The sequence below is a fragment of the Teredinibacter sp. KSP-S5-2 genome (genome assembly GCF_032773895.1).
Classification (GTDB): Bacteria; Pseudomonadota; Gammaproteobacteria; order Pseudomonadales; family Cellvibrionaceae.
Genome location: NZ_CP120416.1, coordinates 1136234 through 1160695, shown reverse-complemented (window position 1 = coordinate 1160695; position 24462 = coordinate 1136234). Strand labels below are relative to the sequence as shown.

Annotated in this window: 26 protein-coding genes; 5 read left to right on the top strand and 21 right to left on the bottom strand. The window is 41.8% G+C overall.

Translation table 11 applies throughout. The annotated features are described in order from the left end of the window. Nucleotides 1-63: 63 nt before the first annotated feature. Nucleotides 64-2553: a heavy metal translocating P-type ATPase gene (locus P5V12_RS05535; protein ID WP_410483322.1), complete on the bottom strand. Its 2490-nt coding sequence runs from the start codon at nt 2551-2553 to the stop codon at nt 64-66. A gap of 497 nt (nt 2554-3050) precedes the next feature. Here P5V12_RS05535 and P5V12_RS05530 point away from each other — a divergent pair, with 497 nt between their 5' ends. Next, nucleotides 3051-3722, top strand: coding sequence for an SDR family oxidoreductase (locus tag P5V12_RS05530; RefSeq protein WP_316956305.1), 672 nt, complete (start codon nt 3051-3053; stop codon nt 3720-3722). An 87-nt stretch (nt 3723-3809) separates the two neighbouring features. On the opposite strand, the gene P5V12_RS05525 is transcribed toward P5V12_RS05530, so the two are convergent. Beyond that, nucleotides 3810-4094: a hypothetical protein gene (locus tag P5V12_RS05525; protein WP_316956303.1), complete on the bottom strand. Its 285-nt coding sequence runs from the start codon at nt 4092-4094 to the stop codon at nt 3810-3812. Between the two features lie 248 nt (nt 4095-4342). Continuing rightward, nucleotides 4343-4906, bottom strand: a complete 564-nt coding sequence (locus P5V12_RS05520) for a hypothetical protein (RefSeq protein ID WP_316956302.1) — start codon at nt 4904-4906, stop codon at nt 4343-4345. 299 nt (nt 4907-5205) lie between these two features. Here P5V12_RS05520 and P5V12_RS05515 point away from each other — a divergent pair, with 299 nt between their 5' ends. Both P5V12_RS05515 and P5V12_RS05510 read left to right on the top strand, forming a co-directional pair. Then, on the top strand, nt 5206-5769 hold the full coding sequence (locus P5V12_RS05515; protein ID WP_316956300.1) for a hypothetical protein: 564 nt from the start codon (nt 5206-5208) through the stop codon (nt 5767-5769). A 909-nt stretch (nt 5770-6678) separates the two neighbouring features. Further along, nucleotides 6679-7755, top strand: coding sequence for an integrase core domain-containing protein (locus P5V12_RS05510; RefSeq protein ID WP_316956299.1), 1077 nt, complete (start codon nt 6679-6681; stop codon nt 7753-7755). A gap of 1 nt (nt 7756) precedes the next feature. On the opposite strand, the gene P5V12_RS21770 is transcribed toward P5V12_RS05510, so the two are convergent. After that, complete coding sequence (locus tag P5V12_RS21770) at nt 7757-7876, bottom strand: DUF5992 family protein (protein ID WP_410483334.1); 120 nt, start codon at nt 7874-7876, stop codon at nt 7757-7759. Nucleotides 7877-8047: 171 nt separating this feature from the next. Beyond that, the gene (locus P5V12_RS05505; RefSeq protein ID WP_316956297.1) at nt 8048-8365 is read right to left on the bottom strand and encodes a hypothetical protein; all 318 of its coding nucleotides are present in this window, start codon (nt 8363-8365) and stop codon (nt 8048-8050) included. 497 nt (nt 8366-8862) lie between these two features. On the opposite strand from P5V12_RS05505, the gene P5V12_RS05500 reads away from it, so the two are divergent. Further along, nucleotides 8863-9066: a hypothetical protein gene (locus tag P5V12_RS05500; RefSeq protein WP_316956295.1), complete on the top strand. Its 204-nt coding sequence runs from the start codon at nt 8863-8865 to the stop codon at nt 9064-9066. Nucleotides 9067-9075: 9 nt separating this feature from the next. Continuing rightward, complete coding sequence (locus tag P5V12_RS05495) at nt 9076-9831, top strand: IS110 family transposase (RefSeq protein ID WP_316956294.1); 756 nt, start codon at nt 9076-9078, stop codon at nt 9829-9831. A 40-nt stretch (nt 9832-9871) separates the two neighbouring features. Here P5V12_RS05495 and P5V12_RS05490 read toward each other — a convergent pair whose 3' ends face one another. The 16 genes from P5V12_RS05490 to P5V12_RS05415 all read right to left on the bottom strand — a co-directional run bounded on the left by P5V12_RS05490 (nt 9872) and on the right by P5V12_RS05415 (nt 24421). Next, nucleotides 9872-10225, bottom strand: coding sequence for a hypothetical protein (locus tag P5V12_RS05490; protein ID WP_316956292.1), 354 nt, complete (start codon nt 10223-10225; stop codon nt 9872-9874). A gap of 207 nt (nt 10226-10432) precedes the next feature. Continuing rightward, the gene (locus P5V12_RS05485; RefSeq protein WP_316956291.1) at nt 10433-10711 is read right to left on the bottom strand and encodes a hypothetical protein; all 279 of its coding nucleotides are present in this window, start codon (nt 10709-10711) and stop codon (nt 10433-10435) included. Between the two features lie 210 nt (nt 10712-10921). Continuing rightward, nucleotides 10922-11368, bottom strand: a complete 447-nt coding sequence (locus tag P5V12_RS05480) for a hypothetical protein (protein WP_316956289.1) — start codon at nt 11366-11368, stop codon at nt 10922-10924. Nucleotides 11369-11457: 89 nt separating this feature from the next. Further along, nucleotides 11458-12279: a hypothetical protein gene (locus tag P5V12_RS05475; protein ID WP_316956287.1), complete on the bottom strand. Its 822-nt coding sequence runs from the start codon at nt 12277-12279 to the stop codon at nt 11458-11460. Between the two features lie 409 nt (nt 12280-12688). Next, nucleotides 12689-13030, bottom strand: a complete 342-nt coding sequence (locus P5V12_RS05470; protein WP_316956286.1) for a hypothetical protein — start codon at nt 13028-13030, stop codon at nt 12689-12691. A 46-nt stretch (nt 13031-13076) separates the two neighbouring features. Continuing rightward, entirely contained in the window at nt 13077-13697 is a 621-nt protein-coding gene (locus P5V12_RS05465) for a hypothetical protein (RefSeq protein WP_316956284.1), read from the bottom strand. Nucleotides 13698-14488: 791 nt separating this feature from the next. Next, nucleotides 14489-17785, bottom strand: coding sequence for a hypothetical protein (locus P5V12_RS05460; RefSeq protein ID WP_316956282.1), 3297 nt, complete (start codon nt 17783-17785; stop codon nt 14489-14491). Nucleotides 17786-18082: 297 nt separating this feature from the next. Further along, nucleotides 18083-18409, bottom strand: a complete 327-nt coding sequence (locus P5V12_RS05455; RefSeq protein ID WP_316956281.1) for a hypothetical protein — start codon at nt 18407-18409, stop codon at nt 18083-18085. A gap of 58 nt (nt 18410-18467) precedes the next feature. Beyond that, nucleotides 18468-18842 carry an IS3 family transposase gene (locus tag P5V12_RS05450; RefSeq protein ID WP_316956279.1) on the bottom strand — a complete coding sequence of 125 codons (375 nt, stop codon included), beginning with the start codon at nt 18840-18842 and terminating at the stop codon, nt 18468-18470. Nucleotides 18843-18872: 30 nt separating this feature from the next. Beyond that, nucleotides 18873-19199, bottom strand: a complete 327-nt coding sequence (locus tag P5V12_RS05445) for an IS3 family transposase (protein ID WP_316956277.1) — start codon at nt 19197-19199, stop codon at nt 18873-18875. Between the two features lie 584 nt (nt 19200-19783). After that, the gene (locus P5V12_RS05440; protein WP_316956276.1) at nt 19784-20302 is read right to left on the bottom strand and encodes a nuclear transport factor 2 family protein; all 519 of its coding nucleotides are present in this window, start codon (nt 20300-20302) and stop codon (nt 19784-19786) included. Nucleotides 20303-20814: 512 nt separating this feature from the next. Then, nucleotides 20815-21267 carry a hypothetical protein gene (locus P5V12_RS05435; RefSeq protein ID WP_316956274.1) on the bottom strand — a complete coding sequence of 151 codons (453 nt, stop codon included), beginning with the start codon at nt 21265-21267 and terminating at the stop codon, nt 20815-20817. Between the two features lie 214 nt (nt 21268-21481). Continuing rightward, a complete protein-coding gene (locus P5V12_RS05430) occupies nt 21482-21961 on the bottom strand; it encodes a hypothetical protein (protein ID WP_316956272.1) in 480 nt (159 codons plus the stop codon). Between the two features lie 51 nt (nt 21962-22012). Then, entirely contained in the window at nt 22013-22357 is a 345-nt protein-coding gene (locus tag P5V12_RS05425) for a hypothetical protein (protein ID WP_316956271.1), read from the bottom strand. Between the two features lie 742 nt (nt 22358-23099). Continuing rightward, complete coding sequence (locus P5V12_RS05420) at nt 23100-23429, bottom strand: hypothetical protein (protein WP_316956270.1); 330 nt, start codon at nt 23427-23429, stop codon at nt 23100-23102. A gap of 275 nt (nt 23430-23704) precedes the next feature. After that, nucleotides 23705-24421, bottom strand: coding sequence for a hypothetical protein (locus P5V12_RS05415; protein WP_316956269.1), 717 nt, complete (start codon nt 24419-24421; stop codon nt 23705-23707). Nucleotides 24422-24462 lie beyond the last annotated feature (41 nt).

The following is a 24462-nucleotide window of genomic DNA, read 5'->3' as shown; positions in this document are numbered from 1 at the left end:
TTTCAATGGCAAATTGGTATCGTCGATAACCTTGCAAACAAAATCAAACCGGCTAACCGCAGTTTATTCTACCTCGACGGGAGCACGAAACGTTCGCAATCTCAATGCATTACCCAATACAAAAACCGAAGATAGCGCCATCGCACCAGCGGCAAAAATCGGTGAAAGCAAAACGCCGAATGCAGGATAGAGCGCCCCAGCCGCCAAAGGAATTAACGCCGTATTGTATGCAAATGCCCAGAACAAATTCTGCTTAATATTGCGGATAGTACCCTTTGACAAAGCAATCGCGTTTGGGATGCCTTTGAGGTTACCAGACATAAGCACCACATCCGCAGCTTCAATCGCGATATCCGTACCCGTTCCAATTGCGATCCCCACATCCGCCTCGGCGAGCGCCGGTGCATCATTAATTCCATCCCCGACAAAGGCGAGCTTGCCATACCGGGACTTCAATCCTTTCACCGCTTCGACCTTGCCCTGCGGCAGTACTTCGGCCACCACTTCATCGATTCCCAGCTTGACTGCAATCGTCTCGGCAGTGCGTCGATTATCTCCCGTGATCATCGCGACTTTTAAGCCGAGACGATGTAGTTGTGCAACCGCTTCCGGTGTTGACGCTTTAATCGGGTCGGATACCGCAATAATCGCAGCCAGCTTTCCACCGATAGCAGTATAAAGTGCTGACTTGCCTTCATTCGCAAGACGCGTAGCAATCTCGCTGAAAGGCGCCACCTCAAGACCGAGTTTTTTCATGTAACGATCAGCACCGATTTGAATTGATACACCATCGGCCTGCGCTTTGACACCAAAACCGGTCTCAGCTTCAAAGCGATCAACGCCGGGGAGAGATAGATTTTGCGCTTTTGCCACCTCAACGATGGCGCGAGCAATGGGGTGTTCAGACTTAGCCTCGACCGCCGCAATCTGGGCAAGGACTTGGTTTTGCTCAAAGCCATCGATAACTTCCAGGTCAGTCAGTGCGGGCTTACCTTCAGTCAGCGTACCGGTCTTGTCTACGGCAACAACATCGGCATCCTTTAACAACTGGAGCGCTTCCCCCTTGCGAAACAGTACCCCCATCTCCGCACCCCGCCCGGTGCCCACCATAATGGAGGTAGGTGTTGCCAACCCCATTGCACATGGACAGGCAATAATGAGCACAGCCACCGCATTGACCAGCGCAAGGCTCAGTGCCGGTGACGGCCCTAAGAAAAACCAGACCAGAAAAGTGAGTAATGCCGCCCCAATAACCGCCGGTACAAACCACATCGTCACCCTATCCACCAACGTTTGGATCGGTAATTTCGACCCTTGAGCCTCCTCAACCATACGAATAATCTGTGCAAGAACCGTCGCCCCACCCACAGCAGTCGCGCTCAAAAGAAGCGCACCGTTTTGATTGATCGTCCCCCCCACTACCGAACTACCTTGTACCTTAACCACTGGAACCGGTTCACCAGTGACCATCGATTCATCGACGTAACTCTCTCCATCCGTCACTTCGCCATCAACCGGTATACGTTCACCAGGGCGAACCTCCACGAGATCCCCCAACTGCACGTCACTTACAGGTGTTTCGACCGACTGGCCCGCTCTTCGGACCCTGGCTGTCTTGGCCTGCAGACCAACAAGCCGAGTGATGGCCTGAGAGGTTCGCCCTTTCGCTCGGGCCTCCAAAAAACGACCAAGCAGAATTAACGTAACGATAACCGCGGCAGCTTCGTAATAAACATTTGCTGTACCAGACGGCAGGATACCGTAGAAGAAAGTCGCAATAACTGAATAGCCCCAAGCAGCAGATGTGCCGAGCACCACCAGAGAATTCATATCCGGTGCACCGCGTAAGAGAGCGGGCACCCCTTTCTTGAAAAAACGCAGCCCCGGACCAAATAGCACAACTGTCGCCATCAAAAACTGAAAGTACCAGCTTGCTGCCAACCCAAAAGTATTCATTATCCAGTGGTGAAAACCTGGAATCAGATGGCTTCCCATCTCCAATACAAAGACAGGAAAAGCCAGGACCGCAGCAATGAGCAGATCTCGTTTAAGCTTCGTTTGCTCAGCTTCCTTTTTTTCTGCGAGCGTATCGGTTTCTATCCCGGAGGCCTGCTCCAACACACTTGCCGAGTAACCCGCATCTGCCACCGCAGCGATAAGCGTTTCGCTGTCCGCGCTACCACGTATGTGTGCTTGTTCGCTGGCAAAATTGATATTCGCCTCAATCACACCTGGGACGGCCATGAGCGCCTTTTCCACACGGCCAACACAGGAAGCACAACTCATCCCCTCAATAACCAACTCTGTGGTAAACAACGGCACCGAATAGCCGGCTTTTTCGACCGCCGTAATAAGCTGCCGTCGATCCAGAGATGAAGTTGAACGAACATCGGCGCGTTCAGTTGCCAGATTCACTGTCACGGACTCTACACCGCTAACCTTTTTAAGCTCCCCTTCCACTCGTCCAACGCAGGAAGCACAGCCCATACCTTCAATTGGGAGACTTATCGTCGAGGTATGCGATGAATTTGTTTTGATTTGACTACCCATCATTTGCCTCCGTAGCGGCTTCGTGTGGTGATTTTCCATGATCATAGACCTTCCCAACGTGGTAAGGTCAAGAATAATTTCTATATAACACACGGCAGGATAAAAAAGCTAAACCGATAAGACTGTTCATCTGTTTCCAAATATTCGTGTCCAAATACCTGGATATGCATCGAACTCGTTTACGAGAGGAAAGAAGCCGATTGAACATTGTTACAAATTCTTTTCGATCAGCACATATACCCTGTAAAACATATGCAATGTGAATTTTTTATGAGGAAAATACCTAGTAACAAAATTCATTAAAGCTGATAACAAAAATTATGTCATCGTATTTTATTTTTTGACACCCATGAGGAAGAACAATAACTTAACATCGCGCACCGGGAATAAACCGAATTATTAAGTAACGCTTACACCTAGTTTATTTACCCAGATGACCAATATGCTGGTCAACTACCAATAAGTGCATCAAGCAGTTAAAACATCAAAAAAGGACACGCATGAAAAACAAAAAAGTACTCATAGTAGGTGGAAGCTCCGGGATAGGCTTAAACTTGGCTAAAAAACTGGAACTCAAAGGTGCTGACGTTATTATTGCATCACGCTCGGCAAAGGAAAAACAAAGTGAACTTAAAAACCTGAGCGGACTTCATAGCAGTACTTTTTATTCAGTCGACATAACCAAAGAAGAAGATATTAAGAATCTACTAAAAATTGTTGGCAACATCGATCATCTTGTACTTACGGTCAAATCACCCCTCGTTTCTGGCTCATTCCTGGAACTCAATCCAGAAGATGTTCGATCCGCATTTGAAACAAAATTCTGGGGACAGTACAACTTTGCAAAGCTCGCGCGAAAAAACATCAACAAAAATGGCAGTATTACCTTAACCTCTGGAACATTAGGCGTCCGCCCATACAGTGGTTATTCGACGATGAGTATTATTGCTGGCGCAGTGGACTCACTATGCAAAGCCCTTGCCGTAGAACTCGCCCCGCTCAGAGTTAACTCGGTTTCCCCAGGCTACAAAACCTTGGAAGAACTACACGATAAAATCCCCTTGGGGTTGGGGAGCGATGCTAAAATGTCCAACCCATATTTGTTTCTTCTTGAAGACAGTTACTTGACCGGAACATCCATTGTTTGCGATGGTGGAGCAACGCTTGTTTAGAGTTGCTCTTAGGTTTCCCAATATAAAGATCGAACAACCAACTTAAAACCAGAAGAATATCTTATTCTTAATTGGTGGCCCGAATAATTAATCTCCGTACTCCGCTAAATGTATTGATATATTATGATTTACACAGGTTTGCATTAATCTCGGCGATATAGTTGGGCCATTTCCACACACATTTTCTCTGGCCACAAACCCAATATCGACAATCCATTCAACCACTCTATTTTCGTCATCCAGGCTGTCAGATTCATTTTCTAACCAATCTTCAAACACCCTGAATAACGCTGGCAATGCCCATTCCTCTGTAGCAAGATGAAATTTCGCTTTTTTCCTACCATTTTCAACTCGACATATATAAATTGACACCTACTCACAAGCCTCCACCAGACATAACCATCGATCAGAGCTTAATAGTACCCCCAGCGAAGAAGATTTTATAGCTAATCAGCCGGATAATTGTCCAGAGACAAACTAAAGGTGAGATTTATCCTTTTCTGCGCATTAAAAAACACTTACGCACATGCTCTCAAACTATTCGTTTTCTGAAACATTACAGAGAATGCAATCTGCCTATCAATTAAAAATTGATAATATAACCTTATACTTAATATTTTTTACCAAGCTGTACCTGCTTGAATATACCATACGGTGTCTTCTGGTCCTCTTGCCACATCGATCCCCATTCTAAATCCATATCGCCTGGCCACAACATACCTGAACCCACCGCCATAAGTTTCCCTATTAGCAGATTCACGGATCCCTTCCATATCGTTCCCTGCTCTGCCAACACCAGCGAAACCTTTAATACTCCATCGATGGTCAAGATCCCAGGTCAACTCCGTTTCAGTCATAGCAACATACTTACCCTGGTATCTCATCGACTGTATTCCCCTTAGGTCGACAAACGGTGTCGCCATAGGTGTAATAAACTCATCTGTATCAGCAACTTCGCTTTCTATACGCAAGCCTGCTCGAAATTTCTTATTTAATCGCCAGTAGTTAAGCCCTTTGAAGCTGTATTTATCAAAATCCAAGTCGCTACCAAAAAAATCTCTATTTAACAGCCATTCAAGCTTGTATTGATACCCATCTTCGGGACTAAAAATATTATCTCGACTATCGTACTCTGTCACAATACCAAGACCCGACATGGTCATTTCACGAGTTAAATGAATCAATTTAACGAAGAATCCTAAATATGAAATATAATACCGACAATTTCCAGGCCTGATTTTCTAACGTCGCCTAAGCTACTGTAGTGGATTCTTTCAACTGCAATTTTTTGGTTTAAATTCATTGATTTTTAGGAACCAGTTTAAAAAACGCTACCCCCAAAAAACAACAGTGCCCTGCTATATACTTCTTGCCGTTTTTATTAGAAAAGCTATCATAGATGGGACTGGCAATCTCAGATCGAGAATTATTGCACACGTGTATTTTAAAAAGTCATGCATTCAACTATCTTCTGGAACTTAACATGAAAAAAATAGCTTTGTTTTTTTTATTTTGGGGGCTCTCTTCCTGCTCTAACCAGCAGAATATTTCTTCCACACCCCAGAACTCTGGGCTCGGAAAAAATTCAATAACCGCTGTACAATCACCTGACTTACCGCTGTCAAAAGGAACAAACTTAAGTTGGCACCCGGATTCTTATCGGTTGTCTGGCAATGAAATCCCCAAAGACTGGGTAAAATATAGCCACTCTGAGATTGCAATAGAACTCGCAGCAAAACAATTAAATATCATCCATCCACCCGGATCGACCAGATACCAAGTTATATCTTCATTGCTCGTTGAAGGCTCTCCCGCATCAGAAGAGCTAATTAAGCTTTTTAAAATATACCCTGGCCTTAACTCTAGCAGTTCAGCCAAATCCGGGATTCTTATTATTGCTATTGTTGACCCTATTATTGAACGTGCGGTTTGGCGAGGCGCTATCCAGGTTCACACCACCACAGAGATTTCCGACCACGAGCGCAAACAAAGAATAAGTGAAAGCGTAAGAAAACTTTTGAATACAATAGAAATAAAAAACAGCTAAACCATTTGTTGACAACTTTATAAATATATCAACAGACGTGTAAGCCTCGCTTTTATACGTCACTGACGCCCAGGCTTTGTCGAACCTCAAGAGCCGGTGCCAGCACCAATTTCACAATCAGGTCAGAGAGGAGGAATCAATATAAAAATATTGGTAATCACAGGCAGATACTTCATTATGTCGACTCTTATTAAAGATAATTCTAGTGAGTGAGGAGTGCATCGAATCAAAGTCTAGGTACGAAGTATTCTTTGTACTCGTACCCACAAAAAGTACGCTTAACTGGTGTCTACTTTTCGTGGGTAACTCGGTTAGCTAACGGGTCGGTGCTCAATGTCACCCCGCAGGGGTGAACTTTTGGAGCAGATTGATAGGCGGACGCGCTCGCCTATTCTCGCCAACCACTTCTTAGTTTAAAATTAATTCTTACTCAATTTATAGCACTGCGCGGACAACTATCTGCGACAAAAAATTGAGCACCGACCCGATACATGGCCGAGGTCGCGCAGCGAGCGAGGCCGTGTATCAGTATGTTATACGGAATTCCGTATATACCCGGATAAGAACGATTCTCACCCGCAAAGTTTCTTATTTAAATTCAATGTGTTAACAAGCTGAAAGCTAGGTTGAGGAAGGTTCTTGGCCGGGGAAAAGCTGCCTGAGTACATAACGGAACTTTCCGGGTCTTCTATGCACTCAATGAGGAGACAGTTTTTCCTTGGTTTTCAGCAACTTACTTTCTAACGCTTGGAAAAACACAGAATTCATTTTCGTTTCTCATTAGACCCCATTCTTGAAAAAATGTCTATTTCCCAATAGAACTGGATGGACAACCAGAGCGTGTTGGCAATAATTCTCACTTCATTGATTGTTTGCCATATTTTCCTGTATAGAATATGATCGCCCGCCATGCGAATTTGGCTCTTCTCTTTTTGGTCTGTGTTGACCACGGTATTCAAGTCTCTACTTCCTAGTGGAGCTAAAGCCATTGTTGCGGAAAACATTACTTTACGAAAGCAGCTTCTTGTTCTGTCCAGAAAGCATAAACGCGCACCCAATCTAACACCGGAAGACCGATTTATTCTTGGTTGGTGTGCCCAATACCTAAGCTTTCAGCGCATCATTAAAAACGCGATTATCTTAAAGCCAGCCACAATTCTTCGTTTTCATAAAGCGCTTAAGGAAAAGAAATACCAATTACTCTACTCTTCAAAATCCAAAAGAAAACCTGGCCCTAAAGGGCCATCTCAAGATGTCATTAATGCAATTCTGGAAATGAAATATCGAAACCCTCGTTTCGGAGACCCTCGAATTGCACAGCAGATCAATTTTGCTTTTGGAGTCAGCATTAATAAAGATGTTGTTCGCCGGGTATTGGATAAACATTACAAACCAACTGGAGATGACCAAGGCCCTTCATGGTTAACGTTTTTAGGACACTGTAAGGATAGTTTATGGAGCCTCGATTTTTTTCGCTGTGAATCTGCGACGTTGAATAGTTATTGGGTTATGGTCGTGATGGATCAATTCACTCGACGTATTATTGGTTTTGCCACACAAAAAGGTGATATAAACGGTATTGCTGCCTGCAGAATGTTTAATGAGATTCGGTCTAAGAAAAGACTACCCAAATATTTAAGTTCGGATAACGATCCGGTATTTGAATTTCATCGCTGGTGGACGAATCTCGATATGCTGGATATAGAGGAAGTCAAATCACTTCCCGGTGTTCCAACCTCTCATCCATTTATTGAACGTATCATCGGTACTGTTCGAAGAGAGTTTCTTGACCACACTTTATTTTGGACCTGTTCCGATTTACAACGAAAACTCGATCAATTTAAAGACTATTACAACCAAAACAGAGTTCACTCTTCCAGATCGGGAAAACCACCAACAAACCAGCGCTCAACAACCATGAATTTTTCAAATTATTCATGGAAAAGTTACTGTCGCGGACTCTTTCAGCTCCCAATTTATTCTTAAATTACGAATTCGCCATGCACACCCATATAGTAAACCTTTCTTGATTGTCATTTGTATTTGAGACTCCCGTAATAGTTGCACCCTTAATCAGTTCAAGACTCGCATTAGAAAATGGAGACATAACTAGTAAAGTAATAAAAAGTATTTTTTTCATTTTAACCCCAATAATTAGTGTTATAACGCCTTGTTAAACCGTGACAAGCACTCCGCACCTTTTGTGTAATACTGAGCGAAGCGAAACACAAAAGGTGCGGAGTGTTTGGCATCGGTTTGAGCAACTTGTTATGCGACCTTACCTTTTAATTACTAAATCTTCAGCCTCTAGCAGAAACTCTCTATTTTCGAACAGAACTTCAGACCAGTTTTCAGGGTTAGATGATTCATTTTCACAAACCACCCGATAAAGAAAGTGGATTCCATTATCTGGAAGTTTTTTAACAATAGAGCCACCCGTTATTTCAAACTCCTCACAAATACGAAGCCTGTCAATTGCCGTTTCGTAACGGTTCATAAGCCCTATATGTTCGGCTTTTTCTTTAATACTACCAAATTCTTCAATTTTACTCAGAGCTTCTAACTCTTCTATGAGAAAATCTAGTGGCTCTTTCATTTTATTTTGCTCTGATTCCGATTTGCATAACGGGTCGGTGCTCAATGTCACCCCGCAGGAGTGAACTTTTGGAGCAGATTGATAGGCGGACGCGCTCGCTTATTCTCGCCAACCACTTCTTAGTCTAAAATTAATTCTCTCTCAATTAATGGCACTGCGCGAACAACTATCTGCGACAAAAATTGAGCACCGACCCGATACATGGCCGAGGTCGCGCAGCGAGCGAGGCCGTGTATCGCCTGTAGCAGGCGGCCATTTGTAGTGCAGGCGAAGACGAAACGAAAAATGGGTCGACCTGACTACACTTGAATGGTTAATTTAACACAAATTTCCCTTTCCGTTAAAAAGCGATAAGGTGAGGCTCATGTCTGCAGCAACAGACATTCAGCATAGTAGCTCGATGACTGACAGGCACCGATATAACCGAGTCCGTTAACAAGCTGGAGCGCTATGCTGATCCTACTTTAACTCGAGCTCGAATGTAGCAAGGGTGAGTCATGAAAACAACTACCAAAGCGCACATTAAACAACAAAGAAATTTCGGTATCGATGTAGGAAAGACCTTCTTGGATATTCATGTCCTTGAACTGGATCGACATTGGCAAATACACAACACCACTGATGAGGTTAATGACTTGGTAAAAACCCTTAAACGCTTCAACCTCACCCGCATTGTTGTTGAGGCCACTGGTGGATATTAGAGAAAGGTTGTGGAAGCCCTGGCAGGTGCACAAATGCCAGTGGTGGTAGTTCAGCCAATGAATATTCGCCAATTTGCAAAGGCTCAGGGGATATTGGCAAAAACAGATAAAATTGATGCACGAATAATTGCTCAATTTGGCGCAGTTATGAAGCCAGACATTCGACCAATAAGCAGTAAAAAAGTGAGACATATCAGAGACTTATTGGCTCGAAAACGCCAGCTTATGGAGATGAGAACGCAGGAGCTAAACCGCCAACAAAAGGCACAGAAAAGTCTTCAAGCAACCCTCAACAGAATATTGAAATTTCTGAACAAGGAGATTGAATGGGTCAATATTCGGCTAGCTAAAAAGGTTTCTGAGGTCACTGAATGGGAAGCGACTTACAACATTTTATTATCTGTACCAGGCATTGGTGACGGAGTCGCCTTCACATTACTTGGTGAGTTACCTGAACTAGGCAGTTTAACCAATCGACAAGTCGCTGCTTTATGTGGACTCGCACCCTACAACCGTGACAGCGGTGCCATAAAAGGTAAACGGCGAATAAAAGGTGGAAGAGCACCGATTAGAACGGTGCTCTATATGGCGATGCTGAGCGCCATACAATGCAACTCGGTAATGAAAATATTTTTTGACAGACTTGTCGCTGAAGGCAAGCATAAAAAGGTCGCGTTAACAGCATGCATGAGAAAAATGATGACTATTTTAAATGCCATGATCCGCGATAGGAGAGCATGGCAGGAAGCCGAATTTATTAAATGAGATACGTTGGTTTAGGCTTGATTTTTACCACAGTCGCTTGTTAAATGCCCCACTCAACGCTTGATACACCGGGTATATGGTTTACAACGTTCTCCAGTAGTTGCTTCGCTTTCTCCTCAGGAGCCCTATCAGTTTTTCCAAAGAGCCTTTTCATTATCGGCACAACTTGTTCAGGCCATACTTGCCAGAGAACTGGAGAAGATTCCTCTTCATTCTTGCCCATGTATATATGGACTACCTCTCCATTTATTGAGGACTCAATAATACACATGTATTCGTCTATTTCCGGGGAACTCACACTTACCCCAGACTTCTTTAACTCTTCATAGAGGTAATCTGCCAGACCTTTATTGGTCTCAAATTCATCTGATTTGAAGTAAAGGTTTAAACTCATAGCTTCCCAATAGCATTTAACGAGTCGGTGCTCTATGTCACCCCGCAGGGGTGAACTTTTGGAGCAGATTGATAGACGGACGCGCTCGCCTATTCTCGCCAACCACTTTTTAGTTTAAAATTAATTTTTACTCAATTAATCGCACTGCGCGGACAACTATCTGCGACAAAACGACCAAAGCAGCGGTTTATCCGCTGCCTTTGCTTGTTATAAGCCCTGTATTTTCTGTGAGAGCTTTATTGTTTGTTCTTGATTCTTCGTTACAACCAACCAATCAAATAGTACCTCACTATATTGGCCAGTTGCGTTGTAAAAGTTTGAGGTTTTAGTCTTTTCCCCGAAGAATTCATCTTCCTTGGCAGATTTAACTGAACTGATGATATTCTCTGCGAATTTTAGAAGCTCCACTTCAGTACCAATTAGAAAGGACTCTTCCCAACCAGTTTGGGCTGTAATCAATGGGCCCGCATCTCTTTCTTTTGTCATATTTAATCTACGTTTCTAAATTATGCTTATAACGGGTCAGTGCTCAATGTCACCCCGCAGGGTGTCGTTTATGTTTATTTATAGCATACTGCTAATGGCTTTTGCGTGCCAAAAGCGGAAGTTAATCGTATCTACAAATGCCGTTCCAATAAACTCATAAGCGGACATTGGAGGACACACAACATCAACGCTTTTTTGAGCAGTCGCTTGTTAGAAGTATTTTGTAAAATGTTCATGGAATGATCTATAGCGGCCGAGACAGATTGTATCAAATTCATCTAGACCTCCTTTTTTAAATACCCCAATAGTTCGTAGTGCTTGATTTATGCCACCTTCCATTTCTTCCATTGCAACCTTACCAGCCGAATATACTGTGGCGTATTGCTCCCCGAAGCCCCCAAAGTAATCGGTGAAAATAATTGCATATTCTTTTAGGCCAAGCTCTTTGGCAAAATAATGCGTAACAGGACAATTAAGAATAATATTTCCGCTGTTTTCATTTGGAATAGAGAGTTTTTCAGCCCAATGGTCGGAATGCCCTGCATCTAAGCCAACTATTGAGAACCCCTCATGGATTACACATGGCAACTCGAACTTACTCAGTAGCTCTTTATCTAGTTCACCCTTAGCTACGATAGCTTCTATACGGTGTCCCACGAACTCTCCTTTGGACTTCTACGCCTCAATAACCGGCGCAGCTTTGCTGCGTCCGGCACCGAAGGTGCATCGTTGATTGATTTGTTAAGTTACTTCTCTGATTCTAGCTCTATTGCTTCGTTAATTTTCTGTTCTGGTAGAGCTGGTGACTCCTTAGACTCTTCAATATATGGCTGTAAGAATTCACTCCTCAAGTCTTCCAATGACTGTGGAAAACTAGCTACATCATTAACAACGCCTATAGCAGATGCGACCGAAACTAAGAATGCGCTAACCCCCGCTATTGCTTTAGTAGCTGATTTCTTTGATACCTCGGAGTTTGCAATAATGTTGTATATTGACTTTCTTATAGGTTCAGACCCATATAAATCAAAATGCTTGATGCGATCAAGGATTTTTTCAAGCTCTTCCTTTAAAAAAGATTTTAAATAATCAGACAATTCACTTGAAGTTTTTATATCTTCAATTAAGCGCGCAACTTCCGACTCCAGTTCTTCAACGGTAAGCCCATGGACTTTAGTTGGCTTAACGAAATGTTCAAGGTTGTCATTTGCAACTTGGATTATATCCAAGTGTGTTCCCTGCCGAAGAGCTGAAGTTAAAGCTTTCCACTCATGATGATATGGAGAGTGCTTTTGTAGCGTAGTTGTAAGATACCCTCGCCATGCAGCATGTGTTTTTTGTTGCTTTGGGTAGTATTGCATTACCTTTTTGAAGGCTTCTTCAATAAGTACAAATAGCTGAGAATAATGTGGAAATATTTCAGCGGGACTATTTTTCACATCTAGAAGACGGGCAAAGACTGCTGATATTTGCTCTTTATCATTATGCTCAATTTCTAGCATCCTATCTAAGAAGGACTGCAACCTGGCCGCTGGATTATCTGGCAGCATGTCACTTTCAATACCCAATGTTTACTCCTAACTAAATTGGTAACTTAACGGGTCGGTACTCAATGTCACCCCGAAGGGGTGAACTTTTGGAGCAGATTGATAGGCGGACGCACTTGCCTATTCATTCCAACCATTTCTATAAATTTTATAAAAATTAACGTCTGCTTTTACAGTTCAACCATTTTCAACCAGGATTATCCTGAATGACTGCTTTGTGTCGTTAGAAGACAATAATACTAGCACTAATTAGACGACACCTAAGTTCATTTAAGCGCCACACAAAAACTCTGGGCGCCTCAAATTTCATCGCAAGGAGAGAAGCTTTATGCGGCTATTCGATCACTCATTTCCCGTTACAGTGAGTCAGCTTTCAGTTGCTGTTTACACCGTTTTATTTGCTCGAACTTTTACAAACAAAATTAAAGCATTAAGGTTTTATATAGTACCGTTTTGAAAACCACCAAAACATCACAGACAACGCCAGTAGAGTACTTGGCCAGCCCATAAAAGCTATTAGCACATGAACGGTCAACAACACTAATATCCAATTACGCTTTTGTAGATAAATAAGAAAGGTAATTCCTGCTGAAAACACCACCGATAAAGATAAAAATATGGAAAACATTGTAGCTTGTACAGAACTCCCTCCAGACCAAGCCATATAATTTCTATATACGGCTTCAATATCACGAAAAACAAGAAATGCGATGTATGCAGTTATAAGTGTACAAACTCCCGCGATTGCTTTCGATAAGTACTCCTCTTTCATATTAAAAACCATGTTTTATTGCAAACTAAGATTCAATCTTTATATGCTAAGTATCCCTTCCCTCTTTTTTTTCCTTGAGGTAATCCAAAAGAGAATACGCTTCCATGACTAACTCTCTTCTTTCTGATTGATCTCTTGTATTTTGAAGCTGACAATAGATCTCAATATACCGTTTTCTCATTCGGCGAAATAGAAACGAATCATAAAGATCACCCAACCAGGAAACTTCTTCATCGGTAATCGCACCAAGAATTTCATCAGGAATATAAGAAAAATAATCTCGCCGCGCATCACTCGAAGCGTGCCACATATCAAGGTCTTTAATTTCTCGACCTAAAAGCAGAGGAATAAAGTACAAATTGGACAGCATCAAATCCGCAAGTTTATGCTTCGCGGCCTCACTTTTTCCTAAACGATACAGACCAAGAGACCAACAAAGTTTTTGAATGGGTTCTCCCCCATCCTCAGAAAAGACATTTGAATACCACTCCATGTACTCCTCAAATTTAGGCAAGTCGTTTAACACTAGGTATAAATAAAACAGTAGGTAACGCTTACCCGTCCCATCATTGTAATGACCATACGTTTTCTTTTCTCGCTTCAATGAGGACTTATAACGGCTGATCGTAGCTTTGAGTTGCTTTTCATTGTTAGGAAAGGAAAACATATAGAGAGCCACATTTTTCAAGGTTTGAGACGTGTTGTACGGGCAATCAGAAATTACCAGTATACCCTGTCCTTATTTTTCTAGAAGAGAGAAAAGGGTTCGAACTCACAGTACTAACTCTGGAAGGTATCGAGAGTTCGAGAAATCCACCTCACCCCCAATTGCCGAAAAAACCTTTTTTCGTAGGGAATTTAACTTATTGATTTTAAAGGAGTTTCGGAGGTATCTCGAAATACCTCTATTTTGGGGAAAAATGGAGATTTTTTGAGAATTTGAGAGGTTTTTGTACGTTTTGTTCGAGAAATAAGCGGAGGGTAAAATTGGGGAATATCTAACCAACTCGCCGCTAGAGCCCGCAGTTACTGGGGTCTAGAAACCAAAACGCCGAGATCTCATGTCTCGGCGTTTCAATAATGATGGCGGGGTGGAGGGTACACTTTTCGAAACTTTTCTCGCACCAAGATAGAGCAAGTTTCGACTTAAAATCAAGCATATAGAATAGATTTTGTTCGTTTTAGCTGTGTGTTCCCACCGCTAGTGCCACTTGAAGGTTCGAACCCTCGATACAGGAAAACAAAATTTAATCAAATGTACCTAATTACGTCAATCAAAACTTACTACTTTTTTCAACTCTAGAATAATAAAGCCGTTGCCCATATACCGCCCTGTCAGCCCCCTGCCGCATTAATGTGTGGGGACTAGACTAATGGGCCTACTATGGTTTTTCACCTCAAATATCACCAGTTTTGTTGAATCATATTTTCAGTAATTAAACGCGCTTATTACTTAAATTACGAATTCACCAGGAACAGGCGCAGCCTCACTTTTGCATTCCATTTCAACACAATAACAAAAACAAGGAAAAAAAACGTCAATCCATCTGGCGATCCACCACCTGAAGAGCTCTGACTTGGGCTCCCGCTTGAACTTGAACTTGAACTTGAACTTGAACTTGAACTTGAACTTGAACTTGAACTTGAACTTGAACTTGAACTTGAACTTGAACTTGAACTTGAACTTGAACTTGAACTTGAACTTGAACTTGAACTTGAACTTGAACTTGAACTTGAACTTGAACTTGAACTACTTGTGTTCAAGTCTCGAACACTTGAGATTACTGCATTCTTTAAGTAGATACTCCCATTAACCAAACCATCATCGTCACCTCTAGAACCGTCCTTCAAATGCAACGTAATACGATTAATATCATATGTAGCCCCAACACCAGACTCAGGGGTATACAGAAATTCCCATTCGACGGCCTCTTCATCTGAAGTTATTTCTGAAGACTCGCCGGAGTGAATAAATGCCCACCGGTACGAATCCCGTTCATAAGTATTGATATTAATAACCACCTCATCGTCCGGACTATTAAGTGAGATCAACATATCGAAATAGATGTTTTCAGGAAACTGATAATTTGGTGTATCAAACTGGTAAAACCGAATAGGAAAATTGGATTCTAGGCTCATTGGGTAACCAGAACTGGTTCCATTCATAAATTGTATAACCGTATTTTGAATATCATCATATGTGCCATCCTCATTAGCATCCCTCGACAGGCCCCTTGAGATAAATCGAAAAGATTCATCATAGTTTTCAACTCCATCGTTATCCTTGTCTGGGTCTAAATTATCGCTAATCCCGTCCGAGTCGGTATCCTTTGAATGTGCTGGGTCTAGTGGAAAGTCATCTTCAGGGTTCAGAACTCCATCTGAGTCCAAATCTCCTTCGTCATACTCTGGATCCGAATTATCACCGATACCATTTTCATTTAGGTCCTGCCATTCGAGTATATCGTCAGGAAAACGATCATTCACATCTAGCCTACCATCCCCATCCGAGTCATTCTGAGGATACATATGCACAATATCTACTGATGTGGTAGTTCCGATATAAACTCCTGTAGATTCCAAGTCAACAAATGATCGAATTCGGCTATTTGACTCCCAGTAACCTTGGGCCTTAAACCCTATCCAAACAGAATCAATTACCTTTTTCGAGGTAAAGGAGTACTTATTAAGATACCCCTGACAACTGAAGATGAACGGATGCTCGTTGTTTTGATAAAACCGGACCGATTCAGATAGATAAATTCTGTCGTCACACACTTTGCGTCTAAATATCTCAAGCTGACGAGCCCCGGAAAAACCAACCAACTCACCCTCTTGGTTTCCAGAAACAACATCCAATACACCGTCTCCATCAATATCTATGAGCGAAGGTTCATAGTAGTAATTTCGATTTGTGCTCCATGACTTTAAGCTTTTACCATCAATTATGTGAAGATCTATGTAGCTAAACACGATGTCCTTCCATCCGTCTCCGGTCACATCTCCGATTTGCACGTGATCACTTCCAATTTCAGCGCCTCGGATTATAACTGGCACTGAACGCTCAATGTTCAAGCTTGTTCCATCTAGCATCAATAAAAACACACCCTCCGAGCCGGTATTGTCCATCCCCCCTGTGATAACAATTTCAGTTGAGCCATCCCCCTCAATGTCATCCACTGCAATGGAATAGGCTCTATTGTACCCTCCAATATCATAAGTTCTGTCATACATCACCCCAAAATTCTGTCCATTCAATACGATCAAACGAGGGTGGTTTCCATCACTCTTACTACCGAGTAAAATTTCACTTGCACCATCTTGGTTTATATCCGCGATAACCAGACAGGCTACATCAGAGCCAAATCTTGCAATATCACTTCGCCATATATCTACCAGGGTATCTGCATCTTTAACAATGAGCGTCCCCTCTTCAGTCACCCGAGCGATGCCTACCCCATTTGACGCGCCTAAATTTCCTACATCAAATATTGAATAAGGTTTGTTTGACAAACGTGACTGCCATAGCGGAGTTTCGGATTCGAAGTCAGATACATGAAGGCGGTGAGAATATCCTCCCTGAGTAATGTCGCTGGAAAACCAAGTTAGATTCAATTTTCCATCCCCAGTTACGTCAAATACAGATACTGATCGTGGATGTATCGTCTGTGGAAGGCCTTGGGTCTGCTCGATCCGAAACTCTCTAGCTTCTGTCAAACCATCTATAACGCTAATACCAACAGATACTCTAGAATCATAAATATACTCTGACACTATTATCTCTTCTGCTATGTCATTATCGATATTTTCTGTGGTAAAGGAGCTGAATCTATATCCAATAATCCTCTTCTCTAGGGTCCTGCTTTCTCCATCATACACATAAAGTTTACTTTTCGATCGGTTGTCTAAATATATAACCTCGGGTGTCTTATCCCCATCTATATCAGCAATTTCTACCGCGCCACCAAACCCTTCTTCTAAAGTCAACTCTTCCGTCGAAACACTTAACAGCGACAATATCCCCTCTGCAAATTCGCCAATGATACCCGTCGAAGTAATTATCTCTAATTTCTCATCGCCGTAAATATTTTTGAGTTTTAATACGGAGCTTTTATTTTCATAGACATCGCCTAGATATAAACCAACTCTATTTGTGCATTCTAGTACCTGACATACAGATACGACCCTACCATTGCCGTGCAAGAAGACATACTCTGAATCGCCGTCTAAATCGATATCTGCGTAGTCAAAATCAGAAAATAGTATTCCTGTATCTACAGTGCGAACCAACTCTCTACTATAGGCGTCATAAATTTCAATAACGCCATTGGATGCCCATGGTCCTAGATCCGACAAAGTTACATAAAGAAAATTACGATCAGCGCTCTTGTCGTAAATCAATTTAACCTTGTTGATTTGAGTATATGACTTACTCTTCCATATAATATCGTAGTCGTTTTTAGCTGGATTATAGGTAGCATAGTACCAGTAGGAGGAGGGCGTATTGTAGCTGGTGTTTACCATCCCGATAAAGCTCTCGGTCTTTCCATCTCCATCTAAATCTATCGGTTCAGATATTGTCGACCATGGAGAGTTTTCCAGTGTATCTGAAAACTCTGTGTAAGATCGATGCCGCTCAAAAGATGTTGCATTTGATGCTGCTGAAAAGAAAATGAACACACACAAAATAAACTCTCGTAACAGCTGAGTTCCTTTTTCCATCTTTACCGCATTGTAACCAATATTTAAAAACACCAAAAACTCCTCGATAAGGCCTGCTGCACAGGATGACTAATGCTATAGCCGTTGCGTAGCCATACGCAACGAGCGAAGCATTGGGCAGCCCAGCGAACACAGTGAACGATTGTGGCAGCACTTGTTATGTTTACCTCGACTTAGCTTAAGCCGAAGTCTTCCTCAGCATCAGATTTCTGTTCTTGAAACCATTCGTCATCTGGAAACTTCTCGCTCCCTTCAACGACTACTCTTCTAAGACTCCTAAGAGATTCTACATACAAATCTTTAAAGCGCTTACCCGATTCAAATACTGGGTTAAACCCCATATTTAGATTTGCACTCAAACCGTGAGTTAGGCATTGTTAGCGCTAGAATCTTCTCTGCGATAGTACCCGCCGAATTAGGCGAGAAACCGTAGCTTTTTTCTGACGCATAAATAGCTGCTGCCAATGCACCATTATCCCTTAAGTCCATTTCGTTTGACTCTGGTAAGTCCCTCAAGACTTGACTAAGATAATACCAATACTCCCCATCCTCAATAGAAATACTTTTAACTACTGCCAAATAATCATACTCATAGTTTTGAGACTTAATATTTCCATCTATCACCCTCATTATTTCTTTAGCTTCTTCAATATTCATAGGTATTGGTACCTATTCCCTTCTGAAACTGGTCTTACCCACAAAAAGTAGACACCAATTAAGCGCACTTTTTGTAATAATGATTTTCATATTCAACCGGACTTATATTGCCGATAGTTGAATGCCTTCTCCCTCGATTGTAAAACATTTCGATGTATTCGAATACACTCGCATAGGCTTCACTCAGGTTTTGATATATCTGGGTGTAAACCTCTTCCACTTTTAATCTAGCAAAAAATGATTCCATTGCTGCATTATCCCAACAGTTTCCTTTGCGACTCATACTCGGCTTTATACGTTCGTCATGTAGTGCCAACACATATTCCTTAGCACGATATTGAACACCTTGGTCTGAGTAAAGTATCAATCCTGGCTCACGCCTCCTACTTGCTACAGCCATATCAAGTGCGCTTTTTATTAATTCTGTCGTCATGGTTTTATCAAGCGACCAACCAATAATTTTTCATGAAAACAGATCCATAATTACCGCAAGGTAAACCGTCCCGCCTCGAATAGGAATATAAGTGATATCGGATACCCATTTTTTGTTCGGTTCATCTGCCTTAAAGCAACGCCCTAAAAGATTCTCTGCAATATTATTTTTGGTGACGCCTGCCGGACTGTATTTAAACCCCTTTCCGTTACGTGCCCTTAAACCCTCTTCTGACAACAATTTTGCCACAGCATTAACCGAACACGTAAGACCTTCCGAACGAAGCTCAGCAGCCAGCCTCGGCGCTCCATAACGTTTCTTTAGTTTCTCAAACATCGCCTTTGTTGCTTGGCGCACAATCTCTCGATAACGCGACTGAAAGCTTGGCTCGCGCTTTCTCCATTTATAATAGCCAGAGCGACTTACTTTCAACCATTTGCACATTTTAGCTATGGGCAACATCTCCCGATACGACTCTATAAAGGCATACCTCACCTATTTGGTTTGCTGAGGTATGCCGTCGCTTTTTTTAGGAATTCGTTCTCTTCTTTTAGGTCGCTCAGTTGTTGTATTTGTTTTTTGTCTTTTTAATCTATATTAGACCCTCAGTTAGCTAGCAATGAGGTGTCTACTTTTTGTGGGTAACTCGGACACTTAACGCTAATGTAATTGGCCGAGTGGAGCGAAGCGTAACGAGGTCAAATTGACATTATTGTTAGATTTTTTACTCATTTCACCAACATCCTTTCTAAATCTTCAGCGCGTTCTTCATTTAACCTTCTGTGACAATAACCGAGCTTTTCTCCCATGAATACTTCACTGCTATTAAATGCTTCATTTCTAAACATACAATATTGATCTCGATACAGCTCCCAATTTATTCTTAAATTGAGAATTCGCCAGGGACAGGTTGGGCACATACCAAATTAACGTATTCTCAATCAGTTTGATAGTTCTGTAATTTGAACGCTCACTATCTTCCATTCTCCTAAACGTTTAACATAAACATCAATATATCGATAATGAGCAGTAAAATCCTCCCCGTCATATTTTCCTTTCATTCGAGTTCTACCGCTAAGCAATGCCACATCACCATATACACGAAGATCATAATCTTCCACGGTATAAGGTCGAATTTCCAATCGAGGAGACATCAATCCATCAACAAATTCCGCTTTTTTTTTTATATTTCCTGTACCATCAATCTGACGAAATTCTTCCGCCATATTCGATAGTATCGCTGTACGGTCTTTATTAACAATTGCCAGATCCCATAGATCGGCTTGATTTTTTATCGATACTTCAACAGAAACAGGCTTTTCGCTACCTCCCGGCTTTCGATCGAGGCAACCAGTTAACAAAAGTGCAAGACTACCAGTAACGATAATACGAAATAGGTAATGTAGTGCACTGTAAGTAAAATACGATTTATAATTGAATTTGTTAGTTTTGATCGACATATATTTATCACCATAACTCCGCAGTTATAGAATCATGACATTGGTTTCATGAACACAGCTTGGACGGTAATTTTAATGTGAATTATTTAGAGGAGTAAACGAATAAGAACAGATATATGAATAGATTAATAACCACTGCGACTTTCGTACAAACCGCCGAAACGATTATTTTACAACTAATATGATCATTTCAGTGTTTCACAACCCTAATTCGGAAAATCGTAGATCCGAATCGGCAAATCGCAACACTTCGACATTATAGATGTAATCATTTCCATCAAGCCCAACAATTCGATAACCGGTATTTTCTGATATCACACTATACTCGGATCTATCCCCACTCAACAGAACAACGTCATCACCTGCCCCGCCCAGAATCCCATCATTACCTGGACTAGGGTAAAACAGATCATCTCCACCTCGAGCAATCAGATAGTCTTCCTCTAACGGGTCGCCATAAAAGGGGAGCTTTAGCGAGTCCAGCGCTGAAAGCGTGTTTTTTTATGGCTTTGTTATGCATTTATATACTTAAGAAATATATTGATACGCCAAAAGAAAATAACTTGTATTAGAATAGAAAAAAAGGTCGTACTCCATTCTAGTACCGTAATTGAGAAAGATAGAGCTTCGCTTAAGACGCCGATTACTACTCCACCTAATAATGATATCAAGAATAGCTTAATTAAAATTGGAAATGTCAACGCCGTCATCCTAGAAATATAGTCAACCCCGTCATCGCCCATATTTGATCGATATGTAAAACTAACCCCAAAAATAAGTATACCCACCATTGCAATAGATTCAACTAATACAGCTGTTGTATTTTCACGTGGTGATAGCATTAACAAATACAAAGACACTGTCATAAATATCGAAACAGCTAAGTAATACTTCTTCCATTCATTTGAACTGATTCTGTTGTTTTTTATATCCTCGGCTAAGGATCTAGTTTTCCAAATATACATAAATGTTCCTTTCTAGTTTGATTGCATAACGGGTCGGTGCTCAATGTCACCCCAAACGTACCGTTTATGTTTGTTTATAGCATACGGCTAATGGATTTTGGGTTCCATTATCGGACTGTTGACCATGAACTAAATCGAAACTTCGAAAACTCAAAAGCGGACATCGACTTATACTCAACATCGCCCCCTTCAAGTATCACCGTCGGGTGATAAATCATTCCTCAACATGAATGAATATCTTTTCTCCACTTGGGGTAGACTGTAGTTTTCCAAGCATATCACCCAAACCGATGAGGTAGCTTTCTAGGGAGATGACCTTGAAATTACTCGACTCAAAGGTGCATTCTTCAAAGACGCAGGGCACATGAAATCCGTAGCAATTGCCATGCTCTAACAGGCCGAGGCTTTGCTCTAAAACAGAAATCATCCGAGGCATGAAGAAATACTCATATTCTTCTTGATTTTCCAGTAGCTTAGCCAATTCTTCTTGAGAGCTTGCCACCGGCTCATAGCTAGCATTTGAAGTACTAAGAAACCAAATAGCTCCGTCATCAGCTTTAGTGAAAATCTCACCAAATTTTGTTACCAGAAGGATATTAAACTCTGGACACTTTTTTAGTATCCACGACCAATGTTGAAGGCATTTTTGCCAATCAACTTCAGCTGTTTCGATTGAGATATCTTCGATACTCATAAGAATTATGCGTCTGCTTATTGGGTCGGCTTTAATGCGTTCATAATGACCTTACAATTCGATGAATGTGTCATATCTGCTGTAGTAGTTTAATGCTGCTTCCAACTCTTTGTCCGTATAGTTATGTCTCTGAGACAATAGATTATTAACAATGTCTAGGAGTTGGTTTTCATTAAGCAGGTTCCCATAACCATCTCCTTGCGATAAAACCTGATCTTCAATTTCGCCATACTCATCCGAATATAAATCACAGACATCGAGATACACAGGAAAAACCAGCATATCTAAGGTGAGATCAATACCGGAGAAGATCATCCACTCTGAATGAGTATCCCCTCTAATACATCTTTGAATATGCTCTTTGAGAGATATCCCCTTACCTATTTCAAAGCTCATTTTTCGACTCGTTTTTATATATGATATTACACTGCGCTATAAGGAGTTCCGTATACACCCGAGAGGATCTATTCTTCGCCCACTCTACAAGTCGCTTGTATCGTGCTTTACTTATCCCCTGAACTATTCATTATGCCTTACTCCACAATTACGACACACAACAGGATTTGTAAAAATTGCCGTACCACACCAGTGCGCTGGCATTAGTAGAGGTTTACCGCAAGAAGTACACTTTGCATTTAGCATTTGGATGTTCGCAAATACAATAACCCCCATAATCGCCCACGATATCAACGTATAGTAAATATGAGTGTCACTTAGCACGAAGAAGGTAATTGCCACCCAGATGGCAAGTACCAACCAAGCCCATTTAGCTACAACTTTCCACTTCTTAAACTCTTTCATTATCTCAACTAAACATAACAGGCCGGAGCCCCCCAGGGGTGAACTTATGGAGCAGATTGATAGGCGGACGCGCTTGCCTATTCTTGCCAACCACTTCTTATCTTAAAATTAATTTTTACTCAATTTATAGCACTGCGCGGACAACTGTCTGCGACAAAAAATTGAGCACCGACCCGATACATGGCCGAGGTCGCTCAGCGAGCGAGGCCGTGTATCGCCGCCATTTGCCGCAAATTTGGAATGGACCGTTCTGTGGTAGCGTAGCGTTAAACCACAAAAAAGGGCCATGGAAAATTTGTCCAGCGCTTGAGTAGCAGTGCGACGCAAGATGGCCTTGTTAGGCATGTTTAAAATATACATGCATTCTCCAATATCCGGCGAAGCTTACAACTTTTTCCAGCTCTTCCAACGCCTTTATTTCTTCAGAAGACACCTTTGCAGAATAGTTTTTGCCACCAAGATGATATATTTCATTGGCTGTTTTTGGTGGAGTTTTAACGCGCTCTCGTATCTCGTTTATTAAATCTCCAGAAATCTGATTAATTATTTCTTCCGGCTCAAAATATACGCTTGCAGTTATTAGTCTTGAAACCACCTCTGACTTTAAAAAGAGCCCTTCCGCATGTGCTTCAAGTATTTCTGAGACGGTGATATCCATTTTTCGCATGATTTTATGCCTAACGGGTCGGTGCTCAATGTCACCCCGAAGGAGTGAACTTTTGGAGCAGATTGATAGGCGGACGCGCTAGCCTATTCTTTCCAACCACTTCTTAGTTTAAAATTAATTTTTACTCAATTTATAGCACTGCGCGGACAACTGTCTGCGACAAAAAATTGAGCACCGACCCGATACATGGCCGAGGTCGCTCAGCGAGCGAGGCCGTGTATCGCCAATAGCAAGCGCGTCGCTTTTTGGCGTCGCCTTGGCTATTTTTGTTATGTTTATTTACTTGTAAGCGACCATAAACCATATGGATTATAGAAAAAGTCATCGTTTTCATATCGGCTACAGTCAATGCCATTAATTGTATAAAGCATTGATTTATTGTCTTTACTAAATGTTTGTCCGTTCCTAATATTAGGTTCAGCTCTATCTACAACTAGGTACAATAGGAACATATCCAAATCATCAATTGCGGAATCGCCGTTGTTTATTTCAACATCTTTCATTCCGATTAAATGCATTCCAACGGAATAGAGTTTACTTTCGCCAGAAATTGGTAATCGTACCCATGCTCGGTATAGGGAACTTAATTGGTTTTCAGGTTCTTTTGAGCGCTCTGAAAGCTCCAACCACCGTAACTTCCCGTGCGCTATACCTGAACTCTCTCCTTTGACAGCTAGTGCCCCCAATTCAAATGCCTCCGCAACAAATGAGAGCATTCTTTGTGATATATCTACCGCATCTTCTTTCCGCATTCTCGGAGAAAGGACGTAGTTTACAGCTGTATGCTTGTATATGGATTCCTGATCTTCTAGTACAAAGGACGGTATTAAGCACTCCATAGACGCTGCAAAAGCAGTACTCATTCCTTCTTGGAAATGGCCATGAGAATATTCCTCGTCATATTCAAACCCAGGGTATTCCTTGCACAGATTTCTAATGACATCCTGATCATTGTTCAGGATACAAACAACATGCCTTGGCTGTATTTCCATAGTTATTCGCTATCTCCTAAAACATAACGGGTCGGTGCTCA